8 protein-coding genes are annotated in these 12194 nt (G+C 67.7%); all 8 read left to right on the top strand.

Going from position 1 to position 12194, the window contains the following annotated elements; genetic code table 11:
* The first annotated feature begins 9 nt into the window (after positions 1-9).
* The 8 genes from ACZ7EG_RS19605 to ACZ7EG_RS19640 all read left to right on the top strand — a co-directional run bounded on the left by ACZ7EG_RS19605 (position 10) and on the right by ACZ7EG_RS19640 (position 12024).
* The gene (locus ACZ7EG_RS19605; RefSeq protein ID WP_471079971.1) at positions 10-138 is read left to right on the top strand and encodes a hypothetical protein; all 129 of its coding nucleotides are present in this window, start codon (positions 10-12) and stop codon (positions 136-138) included.
* 175 nt (positions 139-313) lie between these two features.
* Complete coding sequence (locus ACZ7EG_RS19610; protein ID WP_471079974.1) at positions 314-1321, top strand: LacI family DNA-binding transcriptional regulator; 1008 nt, start codon at positions 314-316, stop codon at positions 1319-1321.
* Between the two features lie 408 nt (positions 1322-1729).
* Complete coding sequence (locus ACZ7EG_RS19615; protein WP_471079977.1) at positions 1730-3028, top strand: extracellular solute-binding protein; 1299 nt, start codon at positions 1730-1732, stop codon at positions 3026-3028.
* A 48-nt stretch (positions 3029-3076) separates the two neighbouring features.
* Positions 3077-4063 carry a carbohydrate ABC transporter permease gene (locus tag ACZ7EG_RS19620; protein ID WP_471079980.1) on the top strand — a complete coding sequence of 329 codons (987 nt, stop codon included), beginning with the start codon at positions 3077-3079 and terminating at the stop codon, positions 4061-4063.
* Positions 4064-4069: 6 nt separating this feature from the next.
* Positions 4070-4957, top strand: coding sequence for a carbohydrate ABC transporter permease (locus tag ACZ7EG_RS19625; RefSeq protein ID WP_471079983.1), 888 nt, complete (start codon positions 4070-4072; stop codon positions 4955-4957).
* Positions 4958-5124: 167 nt separating this feature from the next.
* Positions 5125-7422, top strand: a complete 2298-nt coding sequence (locus ACZ7EG_RS19630) for a glycoside hydrolase family 3 N-terminal domain-containing protein (protein ID WP_471080409.1) — start codon at positions 5125-5127, stop codon at positions 7420-7422.
* Between the two features lie 100 nt (positions 7423-7522).
* Positions 7523-8995, top strand: a complete 1473-nt coding sequence (locus ACZ7EG_RS19635; protein ID WP_471079985.1) for a glycoside hydrolase family 32 protein — start codon at positions 7523-7525, stop codon at positions 8993-8995.
* A 92-nt stretch (positions 8996-9087) separates the two neighbouring features.
* On the top strand, positions 9088-12024 hold the full coding sequence (locus tag ACZ7EG_RS19640; protein WP_471079987.1) for a discoidin domain-containing protein: 2937 nt from the start codon (positions 9088-9090) through the stop codon (positions 12022-12024).
* The last annotated feature ends 170 nt before the right edge of the window (positions 12025-12194 follow it).

The raw sequence follows: 12194 nt of genomic DNA on the forward strand, positions 1-12194 counted from the left end.
CTGTCGTCGATGGTCGCGAACCGCACCGACCCGTTGGCCATGGCGGTCTCGGATTCGGTGACCGCCCAGGTCACAGGGGTGGGGTGGGGCCGCCCGGCAAGCTTCGGCCTCATCGTCGACGCCGAGACGGGCCGGTGAACGAGTTGTTTCCGGCCTGTTGACCGGCCGGGCCGTTCGGTGCTTCACTGCCGGAACCGCTACCGAAACCGGTTCCGGGACCGATTCCGGTACCGGTTCCACAGGGCTCTGTACGATCGGCCCTTCGGTGCGGGAGGGAAGTCTTCCGCCTCTGCAGGAAGGGAGGGGAGGTGACATGGGAGTCACTATCGCCGACGTGGCCACGCGGGCCGGGGTCAGCAAGACGACGGTCTCGCGGGTGCTGAACGGCAAGGGCGAGATCAACGAGAACACCGTCTTGAAGGTCCGCAAGGCGATATCGGAACTCGGTTATGTGCCGAGCGCCGGGGCAGTGGGGCTCGCACGCGGCACGACACAGATGATCGGCATGCTGGTCCCTGACTTGGCCTGGGCCTGGGCCGGCATAGTGCAGGCGGTCGTTGAAACGCTGGAGGCCGAGGGCTTCGGGCTGCGGATCCTGACCTGGAACCGCGGTGAGGAGTCACTGCGCAGGCTGGGCCTGCAGGTCGCTGCCAAGTCGTTCGACGGGCTGCTGGTGATAGAGCCCGAGGGGGCCCTGGGGTCCATCACGGAACTGCACGAGGCCGGACTGCCGGTGGTGCTGATAGACGACCGCTTCCAGCGGCCGGGATTCCCCTACGTGGCCACCACCAACCGGGAGGGCGGTGAGCAGGCGGCGCACCACCTGCTGGACCTAGGCCGCCGTCGCCCTCTGGTGGTGACCGGGCCTGATGAGTACGGGTGCACGCAGGAACGGCTGGGCGGCTTCGTCGACACGTATGCGCAGGCCGGGATCGAACTCGACCCACGCAGAATCATCTGCGGCGACTTCCTGTTCGACGACGGCCGGAGCGCGGTGGCGCAAGCTCTCGCGGACGGCGTGGAGTTCGACGCGGTCTTCGGGCACAACGACCCCTTGGCAGCCGGCGTGATCGCGGCCCTGCACGAGGCCGGCCTCAAGATTCCGCGGGATGTCGCCGTGGTGGGGTTCGACGACGTCGAGGTGGCGTCGTACACCTATCCGGCGCTGACCACCATCCGCCAGCCGATGCGGGAAATGGGTGAGGCGGCGGCTCGTCTGCTGCTCGACCACGTGCGCAGATCGCCGGAGGCCGCTCCCTCGCGCATCGTTCCCACCAGCCTCGTGATCCGTGGCTCGACGTCAGAGCCGAGCTCGAACTGACGCGACGTCATCGCGATGCGTGAGTGAGGGCGCCTGGCGGCCGGGCGGTGCGTTGCCGGTGACGCACCGCCCCTGTCTCCTGAAACCTCTCTCCTCGAAACCCGGGCGACCCTCTTCGGCCTCGCCTTCCTCACCACATCCGGCGGCTGCGCCTGCGTTCACGCGGCACCGCCCACCTGCACCTTCCGCCCGCGAGTTTCCCGATCCGGGACACCGACGGGGGCGCCTGGCACATCCCGCCCGGCCGTTACCCACTCGCGTCGGACGCTCCCACCGCGACCCGCGAGGGACCGCCGCCGCTGTCACCACAGATGCCGCCCACTCGTGGGCCGGCCCATCCGGGCGCCCGCCCCTTCCTGACCTTCGCCGCCCCCCCGCCTGTCTCGCTCAACGGCAAGGAGCCGCATCATGCGTATCACCACCCGTCACGCTGTCAGAACCGTCCAGACCCTGTGCGTCACCCTCACGGCAGCCCTCGTGGCCACCGGCTGCGGCCGGAGCGAGGATTCCGGCCCCGGCAACGATGCCCCCGCCGAGATCGGCGCGGGCAAGGCCAAGGGGACGGTGGTCATGTGGTCCATGGGCGACCCCGACGACGACCTGAAGGCACTGGCCAAGAAGTTCGAGCAGGAGAACCCGGACGCAGACGTCAAGATCACCGCGGTCCCGTGGGACGGCGCCCACGACAAGCTGACCACCGCGATAGCCGGCGGCAACACACCGGACATGTCCATGGTGGGCAGCACCTGGATGGCCGAGATGGCCGCCCTGAACGGCTTCCAGGCCACCCCGAAGTCGATCAAGTCCTCGGACTTCTACCCCGGCCAGTGGGACACCACCAAGTACAAGGGCATCTCCTACGGCGTCCCGTTCATCGCCGACACCCAAGCGGTCTTCTACCGGACCGACATCACCAAGAAGGCCGGTATCAAGGGCGCCCTGGCCGGCGACCGGGCCGGGTACCTGAAGGACCTCAAGGCCATCCAGGCCACCGCCGGCAAGGAGAACCCCAAGCTGCGCCATGCCAGCGGGCTGGTGATGGGCTTCAACTCCTGGATCTTCTGGGTGCCGATGGTCTGGCAGCAGGGCGGTGACATCTACGACGCCAAGACCGGGACGTTCACCTTCGACTCGCCCGAGGTCGCCAAGGCGCTGGAGGACTACGCGAGCGTCCCCAAGCAGGGCCTGGCGCCGACCGACAGGTCGGACAACGTGCAGGGCTTCCGCGACGGGCTGATCGCCGTTTACCAGGAGGGCGCGTGGGCCGGCGGCAGCCTCCACAAGGACGCCCCGGAGCTGGACGGCAAGTGGAAGACCATGCCGATGCCGTACACCGAGCAGCCCGCCGGGTTCGCCGGCGGCAGCGACCTGGCGGTGTTCAAGGAGGCCGAGAACCCCGACGCGGCATGGAAGTTCGCCCAGTTCCTGACCGAGCCCGCCAACCTCGCGACCTACTCCAAGGCCACCGGCAGCCTGCCTCCTTCGCCCCAGGCGTGGACCGAGGGGAAGCTGACCGAGGACGAGAACCTGAAGGCGTTCGCCGAGCAGCTCGAGGTCAGCAAGGCGCCGCCCGCCATCACGACGTGGCAGCAGATCGCCGACACCATCGACTCCGAACTGGAGAAGCTGACCCTCGGCAAGGCCACCGTCGCCGAGGTGCAGAAGACGCTGCAGTCCAAGGCCACCAGCATCGGCACCGGCCGCTGAGCGCCGCCGCGTGCATACCCCTCGTACGGACAACCCACGTACGGACGGATGACATCCATGTCCACGAAAACGCTCCCCGAGCGGGGCGACACCCACGAGCAGGGCACCGCAGGGTCGCAACGGAGTGCCGATCGCCGGCACTCCGGGCTCCGCAGCACGGCGCGCGGCAGGCAGGCCCGGGCCGCCTGGGTCCTCGCCGCCCCGTTCCTCGCGCTCTTCTTGGCCTTCATGCTGCTGCCGGTGGTGTGGTCGCTGCTGATGGGCCTGACCGACACCAAGAGCGCGGACCTGCGCACACCGCTGAGCGTGTCGTTCGTCGGCTTCGACAACTACGTACGCCTCTTTGAGGACCCGCAGTTCTTCACGGCCCTGCGCAACACGGCCGTGTTCGTCCTGGTGGCCCTGCCCCTGACCCTGGCCGCCGGGCTCGCGGCGGCGGTTGCCCTCGACCGGGGCATCCGCCGCTTCCGGGCCGTCTTCCGGGTCGGCTTCTACCTGCCGGTGATCACCAGCATCGTGGCCGTCGCCGTGGTGTGGAAGACGCTCCTGGAACCTCGCGCGGGACTGGCGAACCTCGTCCTGGGCTGGTTCGGAATCGACGGTCCGGCCTGGCTGGCGGACACCCGCTTCGCCCTGCCCGTCATGATCGTGATGGCGGTGTGGCGCAACCTCGGCACGGTCATGATCATCATGCTGGCGGGTCTGCAGTCCGTACCCCAGTCCCTGATGGAGGCGGCCGAACTCGACGGCGCCGGGCCCTGGCAGCGGTTCTGGCGGGTCACCTTCCCGCTCCTGCGGCCGGCCCTGCTGCTGACCGCTGTGACCACCGGCATCGGCTATCTGCAGTTCTTCGACGAGCCGTTCGTGATGACCGATGGCGGACCGCTGGACTCCACCCTGTCGGCGACGTTGTACGCCTACAAACAGTTCGGCAACGGCAACTACGAGATGGCGTCGGCCGCCGGCTACGTCATCTTCGTCCTCATCGTCGCGCTGACCGTGCTGCAGTTCCGCGTGCTGCGAGACAAGGACTGATGCGTCATGAGCACCCTCTCCACTCTCCGAACGCCACAACCGGGCACGGACCGCGCCCTGAGGCGCCGCCGCATCCGGCAGAACTGGGGCCGGCCCTGGCTGTACATACCGCTCGCCGGCGCCCTGCTGCTGATGGTCGCGCCGTTCCTGTGGATGCTGTCCGGGTCGTTCAAGCCCGAGGCCGACATCCGCAGGGTCCCGCCCGTCCTGATCCCCACGGTGCCCACGACCGCCAACTACGGTGAGCTGTTCAGCACGCTCGACTTCACGAGCATGTTCGCCAACTCCGTGATCGTGGCCCTCGCCGTCACCGCGGGCAACCTGATCTTCTGCTCGATGCTCGGATACGCCCTGGCCAAGCTGGAGTTCCGCGGACAGCGCGCCGTTTTCCTGCTGGTCATGGGGACCCTCATGATCCCCGGCCTGGTCACCTTCGTCCCCCTGTACGTGCTGGTGGCCAACATGCAGCTGACCGGCTCCCTGCTCGGGCTGATCCTTCCGTTCCTGGCCACGCCCTTCGGGGTGTTCCTGATGCGGCAGTTCATCTCCACCCTGCCCGACGAACTCATCGACGCCGCCCGCGTCGACGGCTGCCGCGAACTGGCCATCTTCGCGAAGATCATCCTGCCGCTGACCAAGCCCGCCCTCGCCACCCTCGGGATCATCACCTTCCTCGGCTCCTGGAACAACTTCCTGTGGCCCCTGGTCGTGGCCCAGAACGAGAGCCAGTACACCCTCCCCGTCGGCCTCGCCCTGGCCAGCAGCGGACAGTCCTTCACCCGCTTCGGCATCCTGCTCGCCGGCGCCATGGTCGTCCTCCTGCCGGTGATGATCGTCTTCCTCCTCTTCCAGCGCCAGTTCGTGGCCGGCATCGCCACCACCGGCCTGAAGTGACACCCCGGCTCCCGCCCCGCCGCCCCATGCCGTACCGGTCCCGCCCGGAGCGGCGGACGGACCGCACGCGAGCCCCGCCGCGCCGGGCGGCAAGGTTCGCGCGACGAAGCACTCACCGTCGCCCAGCAACTCTCTGATCTGTGACGACTCATCTCTTGGAGAACACCGTGGGACAGCCGGTCCACTCTGCCGCGTACCTGGATCCCGAAGCGTCCGTCGAAGCGAGAACCGACGACTTGCTGTCCCGGATGACCCTGCCGGAGAAGGTCGGGCAGCTGCTGATGCTCGACGCACAACACGGGGACCTGGCGGACATCGTGTCGGCCAAGCTGGCCGGGGCAGTTCTGCATGTGTCTCCCGACCTCATGCCGCAGGCCATGGAACTGGCCCGGCAGACACGGCTCGGCATACCGCTGCTGACAGCCGACGACGGCATCCACGGCCACTCGTTCTGGCCGGGGGCGACCATCTTCCCGACCCAGCTGGCCATGGCCTGCACCTGGGACCCCTCCCTGCTCCACCGAGTCGCCCGAGCGGCCGCGACCGAGATCGCGGCGACCGGAATCCACGGGACGTTCTCCCCGGTGCTGTGCATCACCCGGGACCTGCGCTGGGGCCGGATCAACGAGACGTTCGGCGAGGACCCGTTCCTGATCGGTGAACTCGGGGCGGCGATGGTACGCGGCTACCAGGGCGACGGCCTCAGCGACCCGACAGCCGTGCTGGCGTACGCAAAGCACTTCGCGGGCTACTCCGAAACCCTGGGCGGGCGCGACGCCAGCGAAGCCGATCTCAGCCCCCGCAAGCTGCGCTCGTGGTTCCTGCCCCCCTTCGAGCAGGCGGTACGGGCCGGCTGCCGCGGCTTCATGCTCGGCTACCAGTCCATCGACGGGGTGCCCATCACCGCGCATCAGTGGCTGATCAACGACGTGCTCAAGGGCGAGTGGGGCTTCACCGGGACGCTGGTGACCGACTGGGACAACGTCGGCCGGATGGTCTACGACCAGCGGACCTGCGCCGACTACGCCGAGGCGGCGGCGGTCGCCGTCAACTCCGGGAACGACCTCATCATGGCCACACCGCAGTTCTTCGAGGGCGCCCAGGAGGCGGTCGCCCGCGGCCTGATCGAAGAGAAGCAGATCGATGACGCGGTACGGCGGGTTCTGCGGCTGAAGTTCGAGCTCGGACTTTTCGAGAACCCCCGCGCCCCCGACCCCGAGCGGCAGGCGCGGGTGATCGGCTGCCGCGCACACGCCGACCTCAACCTGGAGACCGCCCGACGCTCCCTGGTGTTGTTGCGCAACGAGGGGATCCTGCCCCTCGAGGGCGGGCTGACCTCGGACGGAACGGGGCGCGCCGTGAGCCGGGACAGGCCGCGGACGATCGCGGTCATCGGCCCCAACGCCGACAGCACGCAAGCCATGCTCGGCGACTGGGCGGGCGCCACCGGCCAGGTCCCGTGGATGCCCGAAGGACATCCACGCGAGTCGGTGGAGACGGTGCTCGACGGCCTTCGCGCCGTCGCACCGGCCGACTGGACCATCACCTACGCCCGCGGAGCCGACATCGAAAACCCCGCATCCAACTCCGAGTGGTCCCTCGGGCCCGACGGCCAGCCGCAGCCATCCGTTTTCACCCCCGCCCCGGTCGACCAGGCACAGCTTCGGGAGGCCACCGCCGCCGCGGAGACCGCCGACTACGCCGTCGTGGTCGTGGGGGACACCATCGCCCTCACCGGCGAGGTGCGCTCCACGGCGACGCTCGACCTCCAGGGAGGCCAGATCGCGCTGCTGGACGCGGTCGCCGCCACCGGCACACCGATGATCGTCGTACTGGCCCAGTCCAAGCCGAGCGCCCTCCCGGAGTCGGCACTGAACGCGGCAGCCCTCATCGAGGCGTTCAACCCGGGCATGCGCGGTGGCCGCGCCGTCGCCGAACTGCTTCTCGGACTCGTCGATCCCAGTGGCCGGCTCCCGGTCTCCTTCGCACGTCACGTCGGACAGCAACCGGTCTTCTACAACCAGGTGCGAGGCCAGCACGGGAGCCGCTATGCGGATCTCACACAGGACCCCCTCTTCGCGTTCGGCGAGGGCCTCACCTACACCACGGTCACCTACTCCGACTTGGTCGTGCACGACCCGGAGGTCTCCGCCGACGGCACCGTCGACGCCACGGTGCGGCTCACCAACACCGGCAGCCGCAGGGCCGTGGAAACGGTTCAGGCGTACGTCAGCGACCTGACCACCAGCGTCACCTGGGCCGAGCAGGAGCTGAAGGGCTTCAACCAGGTCGACATACCTCCCGGCGAAAGCCTGGACGTCCGCATCAGCATCCCTGCCTCCCAGTGCTCTCTCGTCACAGCCGACAACCGCCGAGTGGTCGAACCAGGCCAGTTCGCACTCCGCGTCGGCCCCAGCTCACGGCGGGAGCAGCAGCTGAGCGTGGAATTCCGCATCCGGACCTGAAGGCCGCACACAGGCTTGAAGACCACCGCCCCGTCGGCCCGCCGCCCCGCGAACCAGAGGGCCGGCGGGGCGGTCCCCTGCCATACCGAAAGGCACGCGTGTGTCCACCCCACCCCGCGATCCGCACTTCCCCGTCGCGCACCTGCGCCCGCCCCGCAACTGGATCAACGACCCCAACGGGCTGGTCTTCCACGACGGCCACTACCACGTGTGCTACCAGTACAACCCGCACGGAGCGAACCACGCCAACATGCACTGGGGCCACTTCCGCAGCCCCGACCTGCTGACCTGGGAGCCACTGCCGATCGCCCTGTCCCCGGCCCCCGGTGGCCTGGACGCCGACGGCTGCTTCTCCGGTAACGCCGTCTCCGACGGCGAACGGCTGGTCGTCTTCTACTCCGCGCACCGCGAGGACCGCTCGTTCCAGCACCAGCCGGTCACCCGCGCAGTCTCCCGAGACAGCGGCCGGACGTTCAGCCCGAGTGGTGAACCGGTCATCCCCGAGCTGCCCGAGGGCTGCACCATGTACCGCGACCCGTACGTCTGGCGACACGGCGACGGCTGGCGGATGCTGGTCGGGGTCGCCCTCGCGGACGGCCGCGCCGCCGCCCTGCTGTACGACTCACCCGACCTGGAGGACTGGGCCTACCGAGGGCCCTTCGCCACCCGTCGTCCGGAGCCCATCGGCGGCACCGACCTGCTCACCGGCGAGGGCTGGGAATGCCCGCAATACCTCCCGGCAGCCGACGGACGCGGCGCCCTCCTCTTCGGCACCTGGACCGAACCCACCGGTCCGCAGAGCGTCGCGGCCCTGATCGGCGAAGAGCACGACGGCCACTTCAAGGCGGGCTCAGCGGTGCCCGTCGACCACGGCCCCGACTGCTACGCACCCGCCCTGCTGCGCGCACCGGGCGACCGGTGGCTGCTGTGGGGCTGGTCGTGGGAAGCCCGCGACGAAGCCTGGGCCGTCGCGGACGGATGGGCCGGGGTCCTCACCCTGCCCCGCGAGATCCACGTCCACGACGACGGCACACTGCGCCAGCAGCCCGCCACCGAACTGCTCGCCCTGCGCGGCCGGCACACCGTCACCGCCACAGGCGCGACGCACGGCTCGCAGCCGGTGGAGCTCGGCACCGTGGGCCGCGCCTTCGACCTGACGGCCCGTCTGGAGCCGACCGGAAACGCCGGCCTGCGGCTGCTCACCACCCCGGACGGCTCCGAGTACCTCGACATCCGTCTCGACGTGGACGCGGGCGAACTCGTCGTCGACCGTGACAACGCCTCACTGGACAGCCGGGGCCGCGGCGGTTCCCACCGGATGCCCTGCCCGCCGGACCGGCCCGTCGACCTGCGCGTCGTCGTCGACCACTCCATCGCCGAAATCTTCCTGATCACCACCGGCCAGGTCCTCACCCTGCGCTTCTACCCCACAGGACAGAGCCCGTGGCGACTTCAGGCCCGCACCGCCCCCGGTACGCGCCTCGGCTTCGCGGTCGAGGCGTGGGAACTGCACCCGCTCGTGATCAAGGAGCCGAGCACCGGCGCCGCAGAGCCGGCGCCGGCGTCGCCGTAGAACCGACTCGAACCGGTCGATCCCCCACCTCGGCAATGTGTCCCACCCGCTCTCCCCAGTACTGAACAAGCAGGTCCGAAGGAGGATCTTCCATGAGGTCATACGGTCTCGGACGACGCCAGTTCCTGGCCTCCGCCGTTGGTGTCGCTGCCGCCTGGAACCAGGTTTCCGGGAACGCCGTCGCCGCCCCGCAGCTGAAGCAAGCCTCACGTGACAATTCCGTCCGTGTGTGGCTGACGGACGTATCGGCCGACAAGTGGGTCGCCGGCCAGGACGATGTGCTGTTCAAGGCGAGGAGAACGGCCAACCCGCTGACGATCAAGATCGACGACAGCGTCAAGTACCAGAAGGTCCAAGGCTTCGGGGCGGCCATGACCGACTCCTCCGCCTGGCTCATCGACAAGCTGTCCACCGCCGAGCGGACCAAGCTGATGGAGAAGCTGTTCGATCCCTCGAAGGGAATCGGCCTCAGTCTGCTCCGCTCTCCGATGGGCGCCACGGATTTCAACGCGTCCGGGAACTACTCCTACAACGACATGCCCGCGGGGCAAACGGACCCCACGCTGTCCAACTTCTCCGTCCAGCATGACGTGCCGTACATCATTCCGGCCTTGCGGCAGGCCCTCTCACTCAACCCGTCCATCAAGATCATGGCCAACCCGTGGAGCCCACCAGGCTGGATGAAGACCTCCGACTCCATGATCGGAGGCACCCTCAAGAGCGAGTACACCTCCGCGCTGGCCGACTACTTCGTCAAGTTCATCCACGCCTATGGCGAAGCCGGCGTGCCCATCTCCTACATTTCCCCGCAGAACGAACCCATGGGTACTCCCACCTGGCCCGGGATGTTCCTGTCCGCGTACCAGGAAGCCGACTTGATCCAGGAGATCGGCAAGGCGTTCGAAGCCAACGGAATCTCCACGAAGATCCTGGCATGGGACCACAACTGGGACGTGCCCTCGTATCCGGAGACGATCTTCAGCGACCCCGCAGCCTCCAAGTACACCGCGGGAACCGGATGGCACATCTACAGCGGCAACCCGAACTACCAGGCAGTGGTCCATAACGACTACCCGAGCAAGGAAACCTTCATCACAGAAGCCACCGGAGGCGTTTGGCAGGACAGCGACCAGACGGCGTTCAGCGAAGCACTGGGAACGTGGATCATCAACGGAACGCGCAACTGGGCAAACGGGGTGATGCTGTGGAACATCGCACTCGACCCCGATCGGGGCCCGCTCAACAGCGACACGGCCGGCATACCCATGCTCCGGGGCCTGCTCACGATCGACCCGGCCGACGGACGGGTGACCTACAACGTGGACTACCACGCCCTGGCTCACGCCGGCAGGTTCGTCAAGCCCGGAGCACGCCGGATCTACTCGAACACCTTCGGCGAAGGAAGCATAGAGAACGTCGCGTTCCAGAACCCGGACGGATCGAAGGTCCTGATCGCCCACAACTCGGGCAGCGCCGCGAAAACCTTCAGCGTCGCGGACGGGACACACTCGTTCGACTACACCCTGAACGCCGGCGACGCCGTCACCTTCACGTACTCCGGGCCTGCGCAGAGCGGCCGTACCCCCGCAGCGACCAAGGTCTCGGACCCGACACACGACTTCACGTTCACGTCGGCATCCGGCCCGGTCACCGTCACGTACGACCCGGCACTGCTGCCCTACCAGAACTCCCTCCGCACCGGAAACAAGCTGGTCACGTACTCCCTTCCGATCGGAGCTTCCGTCCAGACGACCGGAAGGGCGCTGAGCCGTGGCAAGTGGACCGCCACGGCTTCCGCGCAGCCGGACTGGGGGGTGGCCGCGAACGCGATCGACGGCGACATCAACACCAGGTGGAGTCTCGGGCACGGGCCGACGAGCGGCGACTGGTTCCAGATCGACCTGGGGAACCCCACGAGCTTCAACAAAATCGTCCTCGACACCGGCGTGAACAATTCGTTCGACTACGTCACCAGGTACCAGATATACGTGTCGAACGACGGAGCCGATTGGGGCAGCGCGATTGCGAGCGGCAGCGGGGGCATCGGCAAGATAGCCGTCACGTTGCCGACCCGAACGGCACAGTACATTCGCATCGTCAGTACCGCGGCGTCCGGTTTCTGGTGGGCCATCGGCGACATCGAGGTGTACGGGTCTGCGCGTGGAACCGGCTCGATCACAGCTCCTGCAGCAGTATCGAACGGCCTCCAGCTGAAGACCTGGACCAGCAAGGAAGGGTCGCAGGTAACCGTAGTGTTCAACGGGACCACCGACAGCAAGAGTTTCAAGATATCCACCGACGGCTCGTACACCTATACGCTGCCAAGCGGCACCTCGGCGATGTTCACCACCAAGAAGCTGTCGAGCTTCCCATCGCCGACCTTCAGTGAATTGAAGCCGGAACGAGGAATGCCGCGCTCCAAGTTCACGATTCGCGGTTCTGGTTTCGGCGATGCGCAGGGGCTGGGTACGGTGTATTTCGGATCGAGCTATGCCGAAATAGACACCTGGTCGGACACGAGTATCAGCGCCTACGTTCCGAAGGGGCTTCCAGGTGGGAAGGTCAAGGTTTCCGTGAAGGGGGCCGGCGGAGCAGACGCAGGTGGATCATCGTTCGACGTGATAGATCTTGGTCCTGCGCTGCCGCGGACAGGCTGGACCGCAAAGGCTTCGGACGCAAGTCAGTGGGACGCGCCCGGAAACATGCTCGACGGCAATTCCGACACCCGGTACAGCTCCGGAACAGGGCAGTACGACGGCCTCTGGATCCAGGTGGACATGGGGCAGACGCAGACCTTCGACAAGATCGTGCTGGATGTCGGCGGCAGTGTCAGCGACTATGCGCGCAGCGCAGACGTATACGTGTCCACGGATGGAACCGACTGGACCAAGGTCACGTCCGTAGCGGACGGCCAGCGAGTCCACCTGATTTCCTTCCCGACGCAGACAGCTCGCTACATCAAGGTCGTCAATACCGGCAATGTTGCCCGTAGTTGGTGGTCAGTCGCGGAATTCAACGTCTACAACTGACCCCGGGCTTCGAGGGCCGGAGTGGCACGCGTCACCAAGGCGTGCCGCTCCGGCCGTAGGCTGACGTTCGTGACGGGGGAGGCCGGCACCGGGTGATACATCGTCAGCTCAGTCGGCGCCGGGGGCGGCTGATGGCCGCGATCTGCAGGACGTGGTGAGTCCCGCGGCCT

The sequence above is a fragment of the Streptomyces sp. NPDC037100 genome, from assembly GCF_055606225.1.